General features: G+C 63.0%; 20 protein-coding genes. 18 read left to right on the forward strand and 2 right to left on the reverse strand.

The window, feature by feature from the left end; genetic code table 11:
- Window positions 1–125: 125 nt before the first annotated feature.
- Complete coding sequence (locus tag Q0K15_RS07185; protein WP_294514546.1) at window positions 126–1064, reverse strand: hemerythrin domain-containing protein; 939 nt, start codon at window positions 1062–1064, stop codon at window positions 126–128.
- Window positions 1065–1335: 271 nt separating this feature from the next.
- A complete protein-coding gene (locus tag Q0K15_RS07190; protein WP_294514549.1) occupies window positions 1336–2049 on the reverse strand; it encodes a hypothetical protein in 714 nt (237 codons plus the stop codon).
- Between the two features lie 220 nt (window positions 2050–2269).
- Here Q0K15_RS07190 and Q0K15_RS07195 point away from each other — a divergent pair, with 220 nt between their 5' ends.
- The 18 genes from Q0K15_RS07195 to Q0K15_RS07280 all read left to right on the forward strand — a co-directional run.
- On the forward strand, window positions 2270–3067 hold the full coding sequence (locus tag Q0K15_RS07195) for a ParB/RepB/Spo0J family partition protein (protein ID WP_294514552.1): 798 nt from the start codon (window positions 2270–2272) through the stop codon (window positions 3065–3067).
- 270 nt (window positions 3068–3337) lie between these two features.
- Window positions 3338–4108: an AAA family ATPase gene (locus Q0K15_RS07200; protein ID WP_294514556.1), complete on the forward strand. Its 771-nt coding sequence runs from the start codon at window positions 3338–3340 to the stop codon at window positions 4106–4108.
- Between the two features lie 40 nt (window positions 4109–4148).
- On the forward strand, window positions 4149–5036 hold the full coding sequence (locus Q0K15_RS07205; RefSeq protein ID WP_294514559.1) for a ParB/RepB/Spo0J family partition protein: 888 nt from the start codon (window positions 4149–4151) through the stop codon (window positions 5034–5036).
- Window positions 5033–5602 (forward strand): hypothetical protein, encoded by a 570-nt coding sequence (locus Q0K15_RS07210; protein ID WP_294514563.1) that lies wholly within the window; start codon window positions 5033–5035, stop codon window positions 5600–5602. The genes Q0K15_RS07205 and Q0K15_RS07210 overlap by 4 nt, the downstream gene beginning before the upstream one ends.
- 320 nt (window positions 5603–5922) lie before the next feature.
- Window positions 5923–7224: a serine--tRNA ligase gene (gene serS / locus Q0K15_RS07215; RefSeq protein ID WP_294514565.1), complete on the forward strand. Its 1302-nt coding sequence runs from the start codon at window positions 5923–5925 to the stop codon at window positions 7222–7224.
- Entirely contained in the window at window positions 7221–7439 is a 219-nt protein-coding gene (locus Q0K15_RS07220) for a hypothetical protein (RefSeq protein ID WP_294514567.1), read from the forward strand. The genes serS and Q0K15_RS07220 overlap by 4 nt, the downstream gene beginning before the upstream one ends.
- A gap of 39 nt (window positions 7440–7478) precedes the next feature.
- A complete protein-coding gene (locus Q0K15_RS07225; protein ID WP_294514571.1) occupies window positions 7479–8426 on the forward strand; it encodes an S-layer homology domain-containing protein in 948 nt (315 codons plus the stop codon).
- A 113-nt stretch (window positions 8427–8539) separates the two neighbouring features.
- Complete coding sequence (locus Q0K15_RS07230) at window positions 8540–9775, forward strand: hypothetical protein (protein WP_294514577.1); 1236 nt, start codon at window positions 8540–8542, stop codon at window positions 9773–9775.
- Window positions 9688–10005: a WG repeat-containing protein gene (locus Q0K15_RS07235; protein WP_294514614.1), complete on the forward strand. Its 318-nt coding sequence runs from the start codon at window positions 9688–9690 to the stop codon at window positions 10003–10005. Before Q0K15_RS07230 ends, Q0K15_RS07235 begins: the two co-directional genes overlap by 88 nt.
- Window positions 10006–10036: 31 nt before the next feature.
- Window positions 10037–10450 carry a large-conductance mechanosensitive channel protein MscL gene (gene mscL / locus Q0K15_RS07240; protein ID WP_294514616.1) on the forward strand — a complete coding sequence of 138 codons (414 nt, stop codon included), beginning with the start codon at window positions 10037–10039 and terminating at the stop codon, window positions 10448–10450.
- Window positions 10451–10452: 2 nt separating this feature from the next.
- Complete coding sequence (locus Q0K15_RS07245; protein WP_294514580.1) at window positions 10453–10797, forward strand: hypothetical protein; 345 nt, start codon at window positions 10453–10455, stop codon at window positions 10795–10797.
- 1 nt (window position 10798) lies between these two features.
- Window positions 10799–11506 carry a 16S rRNA (guanine(527)-N(7))-methyltransferase RsmG gene (rsmG, locus tag Q0K15_RS07250; protein ID WP_294514594.1) on the forward strand — a complete coding sequence of 236 codons (708 nt, stop codon included), beginning with the start codon at window positions 10799–10801 and terminating at the stop codon, window positions 11504–11506.
- A 147-nt stretch (window positions 11507–11653) separates the two neighbouring features.
- Window positions 11654–12394: a septum site-determining protein MinD gene (gene minD, locus Q0K15_RS07255; protein ID WP_294514597.1), complete on the forward strand. Its 741-nt coding sequence runs from the start codon at window positions 11654–11656 to the stop codon at window positions 12392–12394.
- Between the two features lie 54 nt (window positions 12395–12448).
- A complete protein-coding gene (locus tag Q0K15_RS07260) occupies window positions 12449–12865 on the forward strand; it encodes a methylglyoxal synthase (protein ID WP_294514599.1) in 417 nt (138 codons plus the stop codon).
- Between the two features lie 68 nt (window positions 12866–12933).
- On the forward strand, window positions 12934–13806 hold the full coding sequence (locus Q0K15_RS07265) for a hypothetical protein (RefSeq protein ID WP_294514601.1): 873 nt from the start codon (window positions 12934–12936) through the stop codon (window positions 13804–13806).
- A gap of 227 nt (window positions 13807–14033) precedes the next feature.
- Complete coding sequence (locus Q0K15_RS07270) at window positions 14034–14774, forward strand: hypothetical protein (RefSeq protein WP_294514605.1); 741 nt, start codon at window positions 14034–14036, stop codon at window positions 14772–14774.
- 369 nt (window positions 14775–15143) lie between these two features.
- Window positions 15144–16625, forward strand: coding sequence for a histidine--tRNA ligase (hisS, locus tag Q0K15_RS07275; RefSeq protein WP_294514608.1), 1482 nt, complete (start codon window positions 15144–15146; stop codon window positions 16623–16625).
- A 765-nt stretch (window positions 16626–17390) separates the two neighbouring features.
- Window positions 17391–17779: OB-fold nucleic acid binding domain-containing protein (locus tag Q0K15_RS07280; protein ID WP_294514611.1), on the forward strand; the 389-nt coding region annotated here is incomplete at its 3' end.

Here is a 17779-nt window from a genome sequence, read left to right on the forward strand (position 1 = left end):
TCCTTCTTTGGCAGCTATACACAAGAAACCCGGCTTATGCTTGACGCATATGCCGGGTTTCTCGACAGACTGAAAGACCTTCCCCGTCGGGGAAGGTCTTTTTTTGCTCTTTTGTATGTGATCTCTCAGGCCCCCACGCTCAGGTCGAAGGACTCGGCCTGGGCCGCGATGTCGGTCTCGGTGGCCACGAAGAACTTGCCCTTGCTGCTGTTAAAGAGCAGGGAGAGCTTGGGCATGTGCTTGGCATAGCGCTCCTGGAGCTGGGCCTGGGTGAGGAAATGGTTCTCCACAAAGACCATCTCGGCATCCCCCTCTACAAAGCGGCTGCCCACGGTACGCCAGAAGTTGGCGCTGAAGATCTCCATGGTGGACATGATGAGGGCCTCCATGCCCTGGAGCTGGGAGCCGTACACCGCCTCCGCCGCCGCCATGAGGAAGCTGTTCTCCAGCCCTGCCAGCACCGTCACCTTCTGGTCCCCCCGGCGGTAGGTGAGCTCCTGGCTGATGGACGGCCCGAAGGGAGCCCCGTCGTAGTTTGAGTTGATGAGCTTGGTGCGCACATCTATATTGAGGGTGGAGGCAAAGATGGCGTTGAACTCCTGCTCTACCACCTGGGCGTTGATTTTGGTCAGCCGGGGCTTGCCCAGGGTCCCTTTCCCCACGATGGCCAGGTCCGCCGTGGAGACGTGCTCCACCAGCCAGCTGATGCCCTTACCCACGAAGTCCAACACTTCCTCCCGGCTGCACATCTCCTGCTCCACCATCTTCTCATACCCCTGCAGGGTAGTGGCCATAAACTCGTCGTGGAGCTGCTTGTGGATGGCGTAGTCGGCGTGGCCGATCCGCCGCATGTAGGCCTCCTCCCGGATGGCATGCTCATCAAAATAGCCCCGCAGATAGCGCACGCCCTCCCGCAGCACGAACAGCCGTACCTTGGAGTCCGCAAGCCCCTCGGGGTCCTGCACCTTATCCAGCAGCCGCCCCGCGATGGCAAACAGCTGCTTGTGGTCGCGGTCGAACTCCTCAATCCCCATCTCGTGTTCCTTGTTCCACTTGATCTCCATGGATCGCGCTTTCCTTTTTCATGGATATGGGTTCGGCGCATCCTTCCCCCATTCGCTGTTTACGTTTTCTTGTTTAACGGTCTCACTGCTGGTTTTATCGCAGGCAAATCACCTTATCTTTTATTTAATAATGAGTTTTATTATCATAGCATACCAATCGGTTTTTTGCAATTTTTTCTTTACGTCATAATATACTTTTTTACGCGCTTTTTTCATTGCAAAAAAGACTGCCCTCCCGGGGCAGTCTTTTTGAGGCGTGAGCCGATTTGGATCAGGTGACGCTTCGGCACGCACACCCCACCGGCATTTGCTCCTTCCGCCGGGCAGACTTGCTGACTCGGAGAAGCAAATAGTTTCCAAAAATCGCCGTGTAGAACAGGATATCCAGGTATTTATCCCCGAATTTGGGGAGGAACAGCACCATGACGTGGATATATATGAGTGAGAAAAACATGTAGGCCAGACGCTGGAGCCGCTTCCAGTGGACGGCCTTCATGCGGGTGCGGACACACCGGAAGGAGGTGGCCATTAAAGGGAGCATAAGGGCAATCATGACCAGGGAGAGAACGGCGGCGGTAGCGGTCTGGGGCTTCATGTCCCAGGGGTTGGTGAACAGATGAACGAAGTGCTTCAGGCCATAGATGATGTTGTGGCCCAGGGTGAGGATACAGGCCAGGATGGACAGCTGGCCCCGCACCCCCATCAGGGTGCGCACCACGGGCCGCCGCCCGTCCAGGGCGCCGGCGTACATCACCACCACGAACATGGCGGTGGAGAGGGCGCCCCGCTTGAAGAGGTTTACCACATATCGGGTGACCCACTCCGGGGCCAGGTCCCGGATGCCGGTCTGATAGTAGACCACCTCGGCGATCACGATGAGCACCGCCAGGGCGTAAAAAGCGCCTGGATGCTTTTTTATGGCCCCATGACAGCACAGGACGAAGATAATGGTCAGGGCAAGGGAGACCAGGATATAGGGATACATGCCATTCCTCCTTTTTCTTTGCGGATCTATTTTGGTTAGCTTTTGCTAACCGTTTGGCAGTATAGACGATCTCCTACAATAAGTCAAGTATTTTTTTATTTTCTCCCCTTTTCTGGAACCTTTTCCGCCTCCCGGGAAATTTTCCTCTCTCGACGGCTTTCCCCTTCCTTCTCCCCAAAATATGGTAAAATATGGGTGGTACGAAGGAGGTGGAGCGGTAATGGCGCTCTTTCGCAGGCGGGAGGGTCTTTTTGAGTCGGGCCGTGTGCTATGGCTGCCGGTGGAATCCCTGCAACCCAACCCGGACCAGCCCCGGCAGTACTTTGCCCCCGAGGGTCTGGCAGAACTGTCCGAGAGCATCAAGGTCCACGGCATCCTCCAGCCCCTGTCTGTCCGCCGGATCGACTCCGGCTTCGTGCTGGTGTCGGGGGAGCGGCGGCTCCGGGCCGCCAAGCTGGCCGGGCTCCGGGAGGTACCCTGCATCGTGGTGGAGGTGGACGAGGTGTCCTCCTCCCTGCTGGCGCTGGTGGAAAACCTCCAGCGCCGGGACCTGGACTTCTGGGAGGAGGCCCAGGCCCTGGACAAGCTCATCCGAACCTACCACCTGTCCCAGGAGGAGGCCGCCCGCCGCATCGGCAAGTCCCAGTCGGCGGTGGCCAACAAGCTTCGGCTGCTGAAGCTCTCTCCGGCGCTATTGGAGAAGCTGCGGGCTGCGGGGCTTACCGAGCGCCACGCCCGTGCCCTGCTGCGGTTGGAGGACGACCAAACCCGGTCGGCCGCCCTGGACCACATCATCGCGGATGGGCTGACGGTGGCCCAGACCGAGGCCTATGTGGAATCCCTCCTCCACCCGGCGCCCGCCAAGCGGAAACCCACCTATCTCATCCGGGACGTTCGGCTCTTCCTCAACACGGTGAGCCGGGCCATGAAGGTGATGCAGGGGGCGGGCATCCCGGCCCAGTACGACCGCCAGGACACCGACGACGCCGTCCTTCTCACCATTCGCATTCCCAAGTGACTGTTTCACGTGGAACACATCCACCGGTGCTTCGCCGCTGTTTCACGTGAAACGGTCCCCATTGGACCCTCTCCTTCCCATTTTTCCCAGGCGCCTTCTTTTGGACAGGATGTTTCACGTGAAACATCCTGGTTTTTTTGTCCCTTTTTCCGCCGTCTCCGGCCATTTGTTTCACGTGAAACATGGATTCCCTGTTGAATTACCGTTCAGAGGGCATTATAATGGTAGGGCACAAAGAATCCAAGAAGGAAGAAGAAACCGAGGTGTCCCATGGGAAAAACCATCGCCATCGTCAACCAGAAGGGCGGCGTCGGTAAGACAACCACCTGCGTCAACCTGGCCGCCGCCCTGAAGGAGCTGGGCCAGCGCGTCCTTATCTGCGATTTTGACCCCCAGGCCAACACAACTTCCGGCTTTGGAGTGGACAAGACCACCGCCTCCCCCTCCATCTATGACGTCCTCATCGACGGCGCCGATTGCCGGAAGGCCATCGTTTCCACCCAGTGGGCCGACGTGATCCCCGCCAACAAGGCTCTGGCCGGCGCCACCGTAGAGATGATCGGCATTGACCACCGGGAGTACCTGCTGAAAAACGCTCTGGAGCCCTTCCGGGAGGAATACGACTACATCTTCATCGACTGCCCCCCCTCCCTGGAGCTGCTCACCCTCAACGCCCTGTGCGCCGCCGACACCGTCATGGTCCCCGTCCAGTGCGAGTACTACGCTCTGGAGGGCCTCAGTGACCTTTTGTCCACCATCCGCATCGTCAAGCGGTCTCTCAACCCCGCCATCGATCTGGAGGGCGTGGTCCTCACCATGTACGACGGCCGCACCAACCTGTCCATGCAGGTGGCCGAGGAGGTCAAACGCCACTTCCCCGGCAAGGTGTACGCCACCGTCATCCCCCGGAACGTGCGGCTTTCCGAGGCTCCCAGCCACGGCAAGCCGGTGACCGCCTACGACAATCTGTCCCGGGGCTCCGAGGCCTATCGCGCCCTGGCCGGCGAACTGCTGGAAAAGAGCGCCGCCGCGGTGGGTTGAGCCTCTCCCTTTGGTAAAATCCCCATGAAGGAGTGATCCTATGTCATTAGAACGCGGCCTGGGCAAGGGCCTGGGCGCCCTGCTGGGAGACGCCGCCCTTCAAACCCAGGAAGGCGGCTCCGTCTCCCTCCCCATCGCCCAAGTGGAACCGGGCCTGAAGCAGCCCCGGAAGCGCTTCGACCCCGAGACCCTGGCCGACCTGGCCGAGTCCATCCGTACCCACGGCATCATCCAGCCCCTCACCGTCCGGCGGCTGGGCTCCGGCTACTATCAGATCATCGCCGGAGAGCGCCGCTGGCGGGCGGCCAAGCTGGCGGGCCTCTCAGAGGTCCCCGCCGTCATTATCGAGGCCGACGACCGGAAGGTCATGGAGCTGGGCCTTATCGAAAACCTCCAGCGGGAGGACCTGAACCCCATGGAAGAGGCCCTGGGCTACCAGGCTCTGGTCCAGGAGTACGGCCTCACCCAGGAGGAGGCCGCCCAGCAGGTGGGCAAGTCCCGCCCCGCCGTGGCCAACGCCCTGCGGCTGCTCTCCCTCCCCGACGCCATCCGTGCTCTGCTGGAGGAGGGCAAGCTCTCCGCCGGCCACGGCCGGGCCCTGCTGACCGTGCCCGACAGCACCTTGCAGAAAAAGCTGGCCCAGAAGGTGGTCCAGGAGGGGTTGTCCGTCCGGCAGACCGAGGCCATGGCCAAACGTCTGGCCCAGGCCGGAGCCGAGGCCCAGGAGGCCGCCGCCAAGGCCGCCGACCCCATGAAGCTCTACCGGGACGCCGCCGCCAAGGAGCTGTCCCAGCGCTGGGGCCGGAAGGTCTCCATCACCAAGGGCCCCAAAAAGGGCAAGGTGGAGTTTGAATTCTACAATGACGAGGATCTCACCGAGCTGCTGGACAAGCTGGAACAGTCCGTGAAGGGAGGTCCCGATCTGTGAGTCAGACCCCCGAGCAAAACCATTCCCCGGAGGAGGACAACATCCCTCTCCAGCACGCTGCCGAGCATGAGCGGCCCAAAAAACAGCAATCGGTGCTCATTTACCTGGTAATCCTCTTTGCCGCCGCCTTTCTCCTCATGGCTCTGAGCTATTTTATGCAGCGCCGCACCAGCGACGCCACCATTGCGGGCTTGCGTGGGGAGTCGGTGTCCGCCATGCAGTCGATCGAGGACATCCAGGAGGAAAACGAGACCCTCAAGCAGCAGGTGGCCGACCTGGAGGCCCGGCTGGAGGAGGCCCAGAAGGAGGCCGACGACGCCCAGGCCCAGGCCGACGCCCTGACTGAGGCCCAGGACCGGCTCACCCGGTCCATGGACCTCTTCTGGCAGATCGACGAGGCCTACGTCCGCGGCCGCTACTCCCTGTGCCGGACGCTCATCGCCCAGATGGAGGACACCACCCAGGGCAGCGCTCTGAAGGAATCCCTCCCGACCGAGACCACCACCGACACCGACCGCTTCTCCCCTGCCGACCGCTACCAGGAGATCTACGATGCGGTGATGTGAGGCAACAGAATCTTTTTCTCAGAGCAGGAAGGTTTTGCGGGCGGATGGTATCCGCCCCTACCCCCACGTCATCCTAAGCGAAAAAAAGGGCCTCCGCGCACCCAACGCAGCGGACTTCGCCCAATATAGGGCCCCCGCGCGAGCCCAGCGTCAGCGGGTCGCGTGGGGAGAAGAGGGGCAGCGGAGTGAGCGAGCTTTCGTGTATAAACGGAAGCGAGGGATACGCAGCTTGCCCCCACGACGTTTCACGTGAAACATCGGGCGGCCTACGCCGCCCGGTAATTTATAAATCACCTGAAAAAGAAAGGTTGAGAACAGCCATGCTGGACATCAAGTTTATCCGGGAGAACCCCGAGGCCGTAAAGGAAAACATCAAGAAGAAGTTCCAGGATCAGAAGCTGCCCCTGGTGGACCAGGTGCTGGAGCTGGACGCTGAGAACCGCCAGACCATCCAGGAGGCCCAGGACCTGCGCACCGCCCGCAACGCCAAGAGCAAGCAGGTGGGCGTGCTCATGGGCCAGTCCAAGAAGGACCCCTCCAAGCTCCAGGAGGCCGAGCAGCTCAAGGCCGAAGTCAAGGCCGACGCCGACCGTCTGGCCTATCTGGAGGGCCGTGAGACCGAGCTGGCCGAGCAGATCCGCCACATCATGCTCCAGATCCCCAACATCATTGACCCCTCCGTGCCCATCGGCCCCGACGACTCCTGCAACGTGGAGGTCCAGCGCTTCGGCGAGCCTGTGACTCCCGACTTTGAGATCCCCTACCACACCCAGATCATGGAGTCCTTCAACGGCATCGACATGGACGCCGCCGGCCGGGTGTCCGGCAACGGCTTCTACTACCTGATGGGCGACATCGCCCGGCTCCACGAGGCCGTGCTGGCCTACGCCCGTGACTTCATGATTAACAAGGGCTTTACCTTCTGCGTGCCCCCCTTCATGATCCACGGCAACGTGGTGGAGGGCGTCATGAGCCAGACGGAGATGGACGCCATGATGTACAAGATCGAGGGCGAGGACCTCTACCTCATCGGCACCTCCGAGCACTCCATGATCGGCAAATTCATCGACCAGATCATCCCCGAGGAGTCCCTCCCCCAGACCCTCACCTCCTACTCCCCCTGCTTCCGCAAGGAGAAGGGCGCCCACGGCATCGAGGAGCGGGGCGTCTACCGCATCCACCAGTTCGAGAAGCAGGAGATGGTGGTGGTCTGCAAGCCCGAGGACTCCATGAAGTGGTATGAGCAGATGTGGCGCTACTCCGTGGAGCTCTTCCGCTCCATGGACATCCCCGTCCGGCAGCTGGAGTGCTGCTCCGGCGACCTGGCCGACCTGAAGGTCAAGTCCTGCGACATCGAGGCCTGGTCCCCCCGCCAGCAGAAGTACTTTGAGGTGTGCTCCTGCTCCAACCTGGGCGACGCCCAGGCCCGCCGCCTGAAGATGCGCGTCAAGGGCGAGAAGGGCACCTACCTGCCCCACACCCTCAACAACACCGTGGTGGCGCCCCCCCGTATGCTCATCGCCTTCCTGGAGAACAACCTCCAGGCCGACGGCAGCGTGAATATCCCCGCCGTGCTCCAGCCCTACATGGGCGGCACCGCCCTGCTGGTGCCCAAGAAGTGAGACGGCCCGCCGCCGCTCTGCTGACTCTGGTGCTCACAGCGGCGGTGAGCACGGCGATGCTCGCCGCCGCCCCACGGCTCACCCCCACCCCAGAGGAGCGGGCCATCCAGGCCCTCGAACAGCGCTACGGCCTGGAGGACCCGGCGGACACCGAGCTACGGCTGTATCTGGAAAACCTGCTTCATGGGGACGTGGGCTGGACCATTCAGCCATGACCCCCTCCCCCGCATGCACATGAAAAGAGAGGAAACACCATGAAAACCCGTCTCTTGCCCCTTTCCCTGGCCTTGACCACCCTGCTGGTCCTCCCTGCCGGCGCCTTCTCCGACGTGCCGGAAAAGGCCTGGTACGCCGGCGCCGCCCAGATCTGTGTGGACCGGGGCCTGCTCAAGGGCACCGGGGAGGACACCTTCTCCCCCGACAACGCCGTGACCCTGGCCGAGGTGATGACGGTGGCCGTCCGGCTTCACTACCAGGCCCACGGAGGTACCGGCGATCCGCCCGCCGCCCCCGACAACTGGGGCACCGGCACCCTCACCACCCCCACCGGCGCCGTGCTGCTGGCCTTCAACACCTGTGACCTGGACCGGGGCCTCACCTATCGCTACGATCAGGAGACTCCCCGGCGGCTCCACCTGTATCTCACCGTCAGTCCCGAGGAGCGGGCCGCCCTCACCCCCGCCGGCGGCCCCGCCCAGGCCGTGCTCACCCTCAACGGCGTGACCGTGCTCACCGGCGGTCTGGTACCGGCGGAGGGCAGCGCCAACCGCATGGAGTTCATGGCCGACCCCGGCAGCGACTACACCGCCTTCAACCGGGAGCTGTCCGCCTTCCTCCCCGCCCCGGCCGCGGGGCTGTGGTACCGGGATGCCCTGTGGTACGCCCGGGAGCACGGCATGGTGGACAGCCAGCCTATGGAGGCCTCCTTTGAGGAACCCGCCGCCCGCCAGGATCTGGCCGAATGGCTGTGCTCCGCTCTGCCCCAGTCGGCCCTCACCCCCATCAACACCGTGGGCACCCTGCCCGATTCCAGCGACCCGGAGGTGCTTGCCCTCTATCGGGCGGGCATCCTCACCGGCGTCGACAACACCGGCGCCTTTGCCCCCGCGCGCACCCTCAGCCGGGCGGAGCTGGCCGCCGTGCTGGCCCGGGTGACCGACCCCAGCCTGCGGATGGTTCTGCCCACCGGCGGGGTTTCCTGATATTTACAGAAAAAGGGGTTTTCTATGAACCACCGCCTGCCGCCCTGCTGCTGGGCCTCACCCTGACCCTCAACTGCCTGCCCGCCCTGGCGGTCCAGACCCCCTTCAACGACGTGCCCGAGGGGGCCTGGTACGCCCCCGGCCTCAACAAGACCTGTGAGATCGGGCTCATGTCCAGCGTGGGCGGGGACCGCTTCGCCCCCGAGGTCACCCTGACCTACGGGGAGCTGTACGCCGTGTCGGCCCGGCTCCTCCGCTACTACCAGATTGGCTCCACCACCCTGCCCACCGCACCGGCGGGCTACCGGCAGGGAGAAAATATCCCGGCCTGGGTGCTGGACGCCCTGTGGTACCTGGAGCAGACCGGCGCGGCCGCCGGGGAGCTGGCCGAGCTGGGGACGGGGGAGCGCTGGGACCGCCCCGCCACCCGGGAAGATCTGGCCCAGTGCCTGTGGGGCAGCGTGGAGTCGGCCCAGGCCCTCTCCGCCGGGGCCTTCCTGGCCTACACCCCCAACCTGACCGAGAAAAACATCGTGGCCTATCTCCCCGACACCGGCGCCGAGAGCGTGCTCAGTCTGTGCCGGATGGGCGTGCTCACCGGCATGGACAGCCGGGGCACCTACGCCGGGGACCGGACCCTCACCCGGGCCGAGTTCGCCGCCGCCCTGGAGCGGCTGCTGGACCCCAACCTGCGGCTCTCCTTTACCCTGGAGACCCATCTGGAGTGGGAGGACTTCACCCTCACCCCCATCGCCCTGCCTGACGGCTACCGCATCATCTGGCCGTCCGACCCCGACCCCGCCTGCTACTTCTCCGACGGCATCTACCTCCACATGGACAACGGGGTGGACCTCACCGATGAGCGCAGCTGGACCGGCCACCGGGAGGGCATCCTGGACATGCGGGGCACCTGGGCCATGGAGCCGGTGTGGCACACCGTCAGCCAGGTGAAAAGCAACGGCATGGCCGACGTGGTCACCGCCTGGCCCGCCCTCATCGCCAAGCAGGTGCTGGTGAAGCAGGTCTCCTCCCCCGTGACCGACGGTGCCCTCACCGCCTACCAGGACGCCGCCACCGGGCTGTGGGGCTTCCAGGACGCCGGACAGACGGCGGTCATCCCCGCCCGCTACGCCGTGGGCAACACGGAGGCCCTGGACACCCCCTTCCCCTTCCAGTTCAAGAACGGTTACGCCGTGGTGGGGCCGTCCAGCCCGGCGGAGGCGTGCTGTACGGCCTCATCGACGAGGCAGGCAACGAGGTCCTGCCCTGCGCCTACGACAGCCTGGGCGTGGTCTGTGACGGCCTCATCTACTACCGCCAGGGCGGCACGGCGGGCTACTGGAATGTAGCCGCCAAAACCCCCGCCTTCACCTTCTCCTATACCGACAGCGCCCAGCGGGCCAACCCCTTCTCCGAGGGCCTGTGCTCCTTTGCCGTGGAGGACGGCGGCGTAGGCTACCTGGACAAGATGGGCGAGCTGGCCATCCCCGACCTCTTCGACTGGGCCGGGCCGGTGCTGGAGGGCAAGGCCCTGGTCATCCTGGGCGGACGCCCCTACCAGCTCACGCTGAAGACCTGATACCTGACTACGGAGGACCATTTTGAAGCACATCAAAGAAAAGACCGGCGGCTTTCTGGCCGAGTTCCGGAAATTCATCGCCCGGGGCAACGTGATGGACCTGGCCGTGGGCGTCATCATCGGCGGCGCCTTCAAGGGCATCACCGACTCCCTGGTGAGCGACATCCTCAACCCCATCCTGGGCATCTTCGCCGGCGGCAACGAGGCCCTCACCGGCCTGAGCATCGCCGTCCCCGGCGGCGGAGCCATCCAACTGGGCAGCTTCATCAACGCCGTGCTCAACTTCCTCATCATGGCCTTTGTCATCTTCTGCCTGGTCAAGGCCATGAACCGCCTTTACCGGAAGAAGGAGGAGGCACCGGCGGCGCCCCCCGCTCCCAGCAAGGAGGAGGTCCTGCTCACCGAAATCCGTGACCTGCTCAAGGCGCAGAAGGAGGAGAAGTGAGCATGGACGACCGCAAGGACCTGCCCCCGGAGGAGAGCCACAAGCCCTACGTCCCCGCCTCCCCCATCAAGCGGACCTGGGCCTGGGTGGCCATCGTGTACGTGGTCATCTGCCTGCTGCTCTTCACCTACTACCTGGCCACCGCCCGGGTGCTTATCGGCCTGGGGCCCCTGATGCTCTGCCCCGCCCTGGCGGGTCTGGCCGTCACCACGGTGCTCCGCTACCGCAGCGGCAGGGCACGGGGCGGACTGGCGGCCTGCATCGCCCTCACCGCCGCCTGCGTGGCGCTGCTGCTCATCAATCTGTATGTGGGGGTCCCCTCCCTGCTGCGGAACTTTGGAGGTTAACATGAAGGAACGGTTGGAACAGGGCCTGACCGCCCTGGGGATCACGCCCCCCGCCGGGGCGGTGGACCGGCTGGTGCGGTACGCCCAGCTGCTGCTGGAACAGAACAAGGTGATGAACCTCACCGCCATCACCGAGCCCGACCAGGTGGCTGACCTCCACTTTCTGGACTCCGCCGGGGTGGCCCTGTGCGCCGACCTGGCGGGTAAAAGGCTCATCGACGTGGGCACCGGCGCCGGCTTCCCCGGCATGGTGCTCAAGATCCTGGTGCCCGATCTGGAGCTCACATTGGTGGACAGCCTGGGCAAGCGGCTGGACTGGCTGAGCACGGTGTGCGCCGACCTGGGCCTCACCGGGGTGACCATCCGCCACGCCCGGGGGGAGGAGCTCTCCCTGGACCCCGCCTTCCGGGACGGGTTCGACTTCGCCACCGCCCGGGCGGTGGCCGACCTGCGGGTGCTGTGCGAGCTGTGCCTGCCCTACGTGAAGCCCGGCGGCCGCTTCCTGGCCATGAAGGCCGTGGACTGCGAGGAGGAGGTCTCCCAGGCCGGGCGGGCGGTGTCGGTGCTGGGCGGGCGGCTGCTGCCCGCCTTCCGCTACCACATCCCCGGCACCGACGTGGACCGCCGGGTGGTGCTGGTGGAGAAGGTCTCCCCCACCCCCAAGGGCTACCCCCGCCGCTGGGCCAAGATGCAAAAAGCTCCCCTCTGAGCATTTCCCGCCCTTCGCACCAAAATATTTTATGAATTTGTGCCAAATAGGCTTTGCACTCTGGCAAAAGCGATGATATAATGAGATGCGTGGGTCCAGGTTTTTGACCCAACGTCGTTTCCCCCGGCCGGGGGTAGGAGGTCTGCTATGGGAACCGTCATCGTGGTCACGTCCGGAAAGGGCGGCACCGGGAAGACCTCCCTCACCGGCGGCGTGGCCTCCTGTCTGGCCGCCCTGGGGCAGAAGGTGCTGTGCATCGATCTGGACATCGGCCTGCGGAACCTGGACATCTCCCTGGGCATGACCGACCGGGCCCTCATGGACTTCACCGACGTGGTGGAGGGCCGCTGCTCCCTGGAGCGGGCCGCCGTGGAGCACCCGGTGATCCGGGGCCTCTATCTGCTCACGGCCCCGGTCCGTCCCACCCCCTCCTCCATGGACGAGGAGAAAATGAAGGCCATGCTGGGGACGGCACGGAAACAATTCGACTATATTCTCATCGACTCCCCCGCCGGACTGGGCAGCGGCTTTCGTCTGGCGGTGTGCGGCGCCGACCGGGCGGTGGTGGTCTCCACCAACGACTCCTCCGCCCTGCGGGACGCCCAGCGCACCGTGGTGGAGCTGGGACGGCGGCTGGACACCATCCACCTGGTGATGAACCGCATCCAGCCCAAGCTGCTCCGCCGCCTGCGCACCACCATCGACGACGCCATGGACGCCGCCGGTCTCCCCCTGCTGGGGGTGGTGCCCGAGGACAGCCAGGTCATGCTGGCCGCCAACACCGGGGAGCCGCTCATTCTGTTCAGCCGCAAGGGGGCCGCCCTGGCCTATCTGAACATCGCCAAACGCCTGATGGGGCAGAGGGTGCCCCTCATGAAGATTCGCTGAAGCGCTCTGACGCTTTTAAAAATGTTTTTGAGGAAAGAGAGGACTGAGTAAGAGATGAACATCGCACTGATGAGTCACGACAGGAGAAAGGAATTGATGGTGCAGTTCTGCATTGCTTACTGCGGCATCCTCTCCAAGCACACCGTCTGTGCCACCAACACCACGGGCAAGATGGTGGCCGAGGCCACCGGCCTGCCGGTGAACCTCTTCCTGTCCCACGAGCACGGCGGCAGCCAGCAGATCGGCGCCCGCATCGCCTACAACGAGATCGACATGGTCCTCTTCTTTAATGACCCCCAGACCCACGATCTGGACACCGATGTGGACTATATCACCCGCCTGTGCGACCAGTACAACATCCCTTACGCCACCAATGTGGGCACCGCCGAGATGCTCATTCACGGCCTGGAGCGGGGCGATCTGGACTGGCGCGACATCGTCAGCCCCAAGACGGCCCCCTTCACGGTCTGATTCTTCCCAATATCAGTGCGCCCGCCTTTGCAAAAAGGCGGGCGTTTTCCACATCAGGAGGTGTTTTTGTGGATAAAAAGACCGGACACATTCTCTCCGCTGTCGTCGCCATCGCCGTTGTGGGCGGGCTTTTCTGGCAGAACGCCGCCCTTCAGGACAAGGTGGACCAGCTCTCCCAGCAGGTGACCACCCTGAGCAATCAGCTGGTGGATACCAGATACAACCTCTCCGACGAGATCGGCGCTCTCCGGCGGGATCTGGAGGACGAGACCAGCCTCTTTTCCACTGTGGAGACTGAACTTGGGTACGAAAACGGGGCCCTGACCCTGGCCGTGGCGGTGGTGCCCAAGGAGCTGAGCGCTGGGGAGACGGCCCAGGTGGCTCTGAGCACGGGCGAGACCGCCGTCCTTACCGACGACGGCGCGGGACGGCTCAGCGGTACCCTCACCTGCCCCCTGCGGGAGTCCCTGGAGCCGGTGGTGAGCCTCACCGCCGGGGACCGGACCCGCCAGGAAATTCTCCCCACCCTGTGGACAAATGAGCTCTTTACCATCAAGGGGGAGAGCAACTGGATCGGCGAGGAGAAAGGGGCGGAGTACCTCCTGTCCATTGCCCTCTACAGCCCGGAAAACAGCGCCCTGGAGGTGGAACGCGTGACCGTGGAGGTCCGCTCGGCCATCCTGGAGGTGGTGGAAGGCTCTCTGATGGGCACCGTGGAGGCCGTCCGGCAGGCCGACGGCAGCTGGCAGGCCGATCTGAGCCAGTATCTGGACGATGAGGGCGAATACGACTACGGCTTCTGGCTCTCCGCCACCACCAAGGAGGGCCTCCCCCTGCACAGCGATAATAGCGTGGCCAGCTGCGGGCAGAATGAGGACGGGACCAATGGCAGCCAGGGCAGCGGCAGCTTTGCCCTCTTTGCCGACTTCGGCGAGGCGTGAGGACGACCCTCTTCCCTGTCTCCGACTCCTTTCAGAGTCGGAGATTTTTTACATTATTTAAAATATATAGAACTATTTTTATTATCGGTAAATTTACTTTAAAAGTGCTTGCACTTTTTCCCACAGGTTACTACAATAGACCAATAGCGGATGGCAATCGCCCATTTGTTACTTTTTGCACATTTCCAGCGAAAATACATTTTTTTACAAAGAGGAGTGAAGCCTGCATGATGCGTGTTCGCGTAGACCAAAAGACCTTCATGGCCTTTATCATCCCCTTTCTTACTACCATCGCCGCAGCCGGGCTGCTGATGCTGACCGTAAACGGTTCCCCCGACCCCGACAACAGCGTCCTGGTGGACGTTTTGCTAAACCTCTGGATGGTCACGCTCTATGCCTGGCTCCCCATCTTTATCATACTGAGCATTGCCTTTGTGTACATAGGCTGGTATCCCCCCACCTTTTTCAAAAAAACGGACCCCTTCCTCTGCCGGAGTGACCGGGAGAAGTGGGCCGCCGCCGCGGGCTACCAGCCCCTGCTGGAGCTCCACTCCAGCCTGCCCGACACAGTGGAGGGCACCGACCTGGTGGGCGGCGGCCGCCCCGCGCCCAAGCGCCGGAAGGCCTATCGGAACTTTCTGGCCAAGCGCTTCCATATCACCGGCCGGGAGAGCGGTCTGGCCGTGCTGGAGCATCTGGCGGCCTCCCGTCAGGCCCGGGACCTGTGCTGGGGCGTCCTCATCGCCGGGATGCTCTTCGTGTGCCGCTGGCTCAAGCGGGACGAACTCAACGACTGGTACGGCAAGTTTATGCCGGCCATTCAGGATCAGTTCCACTCCTGGACGGAGCTCAACCTGCGCTTCCAGGAGGAGGAGTCCGCCGCCGGCATGGACGACAAGAGCGTCAAGATCCTCCGGAACGCGGTGGAGCGGGAAAAGAATGGGCTCTATCAGGTCCGTTTCCTCTAAAATTCCCTTTCTGACCGTAAAAACCGGGGAAAACGGTTGACTTTTTCCCCATCGTGGGATACTATTGTTACGCTCACCGCCACGACGGGTCATGAGTAACCCCCAGCACCGCCGGACAGAGAGGGACGCCTTTGGCTGCAAGCGTTCCACGGCAAGGAGAGGGCGAAGACAGTCCCACCAGCGGGCCCGGAGACGGGCGCGGTCCCCTTCCCGCAACAGAAGGCAAAAGGACGGTCTGTTTCCACAGGCCGTTGAAAATGGGTGGCACCACGAAAGCAGGCGCTTTCGTCCCATTGAGGGACGAGAGCGCCTTTTTTGTTTTTGGCACCAAAAGCGTCCTTCCGACCCAAAGAGAAAAGGAGTGTTATGATGGACCGTATCAAACCCCGCACCCTCTCCGGTTTTATGGAATTATTGCCCCGGGACCAGGTGGTCTTTGACCGGATGGTGGCCATCCTGCGGGAGAGCTACAGCCTGTACGGCTTTACCCCCCTGGACACCCCCGCCATCGAAGCCAGTGAGGTCCTCCTGGCCAAGGGCGGCGGCGAGACCGAAAAGCAGATCTACCGCTTCACCAAGGGGGACACCGACCTGTCCCTGCGCTTTGACCTGACCGTACCCCTGGCCAAGTACGTGGCCCTCCACTACAACGAGCTCTCCTTCCCCTTCCGCCGGTTCCAGATCGGCAAGGTCTACCGGGGGGAGCGGGCCCAGCGGGGCCGGTTCCGGGAGTTCTACCAGGCCGATATCGACGTCATCGGCGACGGCAAGCTGGATATCGCCAACGAGGCCGAGGTGCCCGCCATCATCTATAAGACCTTCACCGCCCTGGGTCTGAAGCGCTTCAAGATCCGGGTCAACAACCGGAAGGTCCTCAACGGTCTCTTTGACCTGCTGGGCCTGAAGGAGCAGGCGGGCGACGTCATGCGCACCATCGACAAGCTGGAGAAGATCGGCCCCGAGAAGGTGAAGGCCATCCTCACCGACGACTTTGCCGTCCCCGCCGCCACCGCCGACCAGCTCCTGGAGCTCCTCTCCACCGACGACCCCATGGCCGCCCTGGAGGGCTTCAAGGGGAAGAACAATCTGCTGGACCTGGGCATCGACGAGCTCTCCACCGTGGTCAAGTACATGGCCGCCTTCGGCGTTCCCGCCGACCACTTTATGGTGGACCTCACCATCGCCCGGGGCCTGGACTACTACACCGGCACCGTCTACGAGACCGTCATGCTGGACCACCCGGAGATCGGTTCCATCTGCTCCGGCGGCCGGTATGATAACCTGGCGGAATATTACACCGAAAAACAACTCCCCGGAGTGGGTATTTCCATCGGTCTCACCCGTCTGTTCTTCGTTTTGCAGGACCAGGGCTACCTGAACCCGGAGGTCCTCACCGCCCCCGCCGACCTGCTGGTGCTGCCCATGACGGGCGACCTTACCGCCGCCATCTCCTTCGCCACCGCCTGCCGCGCTGCCGGCATCCGCACCCAGCTCTACACCGAGGCCAAGAAGTTCAAGGCCAAGATGAACTATGCCGACAAGACCGGCATCCCCTTCGCCGCCTTCCTGGGCGAGGACGAGATCAATGCCGGCACCGTCACCGTGAAGGATCTGCTGCTGCCCGACCTCTCCACCCCCGAGGAGGCGGAGGAGCAGAAGGCCGCCGGTCTCTTCAAGCAGGTGACCCTCCCCACCGCCGAGGCCGTGAACTATGTGAAGGCTCACCTGGACGCCCGGCCCAACAGCCAGCCCATCCTGGATGCTCCCGCCCTGGCGGAGAAGTACCACCTGGAGCAGCCGGGAACGAGTTCTGCCGGGAACAAGGAGCTCCTTAAACAGCGCACAGAATAAATTCTCTATTTTGTTCGTCTGCCTTCACGAGATGCGACCATTCGGCCTCCCCTCATCCGTCATGGCCAACGGCCATGACACCTTCCCCCCTGAGGGGGGAAGGTGTTACAGATGACACTTTCTCAGACCTTTCCCCTTGCAGGGGGAAGGTGGACCGCAGGGCCGGAGGATGGTTCGCTTCGTAGGGGGGTGCGCATCTGGGAAGCCCCACGCCGCAGCAACGGGAATACCGGACAGCGCCACCACGCCCCGACACCCACCCACGCAGGCGGCGAAAAAATGTGGGATAGGACCACAGCCTTTCCCTGTTCCACCGGCGGAGTCTACCGTAGACGGGGCTGGTGCTCTACGGGGGCGTAAAGACGGGCCGCCGGATTCCTATTTGGGACCACTCAACCCGCACGGGAGCCCCTTTTTCTTTGGATTCCAAAAACCGTTCTTTTTCCAGCAGGGAAAAAGAAACGGGTTTTGAGCCGTCTCTCCCGTCCTTTTACATCACAGGATGGCAATGGCCATAGACGTGGTTTGGCGCACAATCAGGGGCCCCGGGAAAGCGCGCAGCGCTTTTCTGAGGAGAGGAGGGGCAAGGGAGCGAAGCGAGACCTGGCCGTCAGGCCGGGGTGAGCGGTGCGGACTTTGCCCCGACGACGTCGCTCCCCACACAAAGGCAGTCCCGAATCCCATGGCAAACCACCCCATATACCCCATTTTTAAATCCCATTAGGATAAATCAATATCAATATTACAAACTGGAGTTGATTTTTCATGATGCAGTCCCGCACCCACACCTGTGGGGAGCTCCGGATGGAGCACGTGGGCCAGACCGTCACCCTGGCCGGTTTTTTGGAGAACGTCCGTGAGGTGGGCCAGAATCTGGCCTTTGCCGTCCTCCGTGACTTCTACGGCACCACCCAGGTGGTCATCGAGACCGAGGCCATGATGGCCATGATTAAACCCCTCAACAAGGAGTCCACCATCCAGGTCACCGGCGTGGTCCGGGAGCGTGACTCCAAGAACCCCAAGTTGCCCACCGGCGACATCGAGGTGGTGCCCAGCGAGATCAAGGTGCTGGGCCGCTGCCGCCACAACGAGCTCCCCTTCCCCATCAACCGCAGCCGGGAGGCCGACGAGTCCGCCCGCCTGAAGTACCGCTA

It is taken from the genome of uncultured Intestinimonas sp. (assembly GCF_944387245.1).
Taxonomy (GTDB): domain Bacteria; phylum Bacillota; class Clostridia; order Oscillospirales; family Oscillospiraceae; genus Intestinimonas.

Bases quoted from the DNA above. Each gene is read 5' to 3' on its own strand.
- Q0K15_RS07245 (WP_294514580.1), top strand. From the start codon at position 10,453: ATGGACGACCGCAAGGACCTGCCCCCGGAGGAGAGCCACAAGCCCTAC.
- Q0K15_RS07185 (WP_294514546.1), bottom strand. From the start codon at position 1,064: ATGGAGATCAAGTGGAACAAGGAACACGAGATGGGGATTGAGGAGTTC.
- Q0K15_RS07195 (WP_294514552.1), top strand. From the start codon at position 2,270: ATGGCGCTCTTTCGCAGGCGGGAGGGTCTTTTTGAGTCGGGCCGTGTG.
- Q0K15_RS07270 (WP_294514605.1), top strand. From the start codon at position 14,034: ATGATGCGTGTTCGCGTAGACCAAAAGACCTTCATGGCCTTTATCATC.
- Q0K15_RS07205 (WP_294514559.1), top strand. From the start codon at position 4,149: ATGTCATTAGAACGCGGCCTGGGCAAGGGCCTGGGCGCCCTGCTGGGA.
- Q0K15_RS07225 (WP_294514571.1), top strand. From the start codon at position 7,479: ATGAAAACCCGTCTCTTGCCCCTTTCCCTGGCCTTGACCACCCTGCTG.
- Q0K15_RS07190 (WP_294514549.1), bottom strand. From the start codon at position 2,049: ATGTATCCCTATATCCTGGTCTCCCTTGCCCTGACCATTATCTTCGTC.
- serS (WP_294514565.1), top strand. From the start codon at position 5,923: ATGCTGGACATCAAGTTTATCCGGGAGAACCCCGAGGCCGTAAAGGAA.
- rsmG (WP_294514594.1), top strand. From the start codon at position 10,799: ATGAAGGAACGGTTGGAACAGGGCCTGACCGCCCTGGGGATCACGCCC.
- hisS (WP_294514608.1), top strand. From the start codon at position 15,144: ATGGACCGTATCAAACCCCGCACCCTCTCCGGTTTTATGGAATTATTG.
- minD (WP_294514597.1), top strand. From the start codon at position 11,654: ATGGGAACCGTCATCGTGGTCACGTCCGGAAAGGGCGGCACCGGGAAG.
- Q0K15_RS07260 (WP_294514599.1), top strand. From the start codon at position 12,449: ATGAACATCGCACTGATGAGTCACGACAGGAGAAAGGAATTGATGGTG.
- Q0K15_RS07200 (WP_294514556.1), top strand. From the start codon at position 3,338: ATGGGAAAAACCATCGCCATCGTCAACCAGAAGGGCGGCGTCGGTAAG.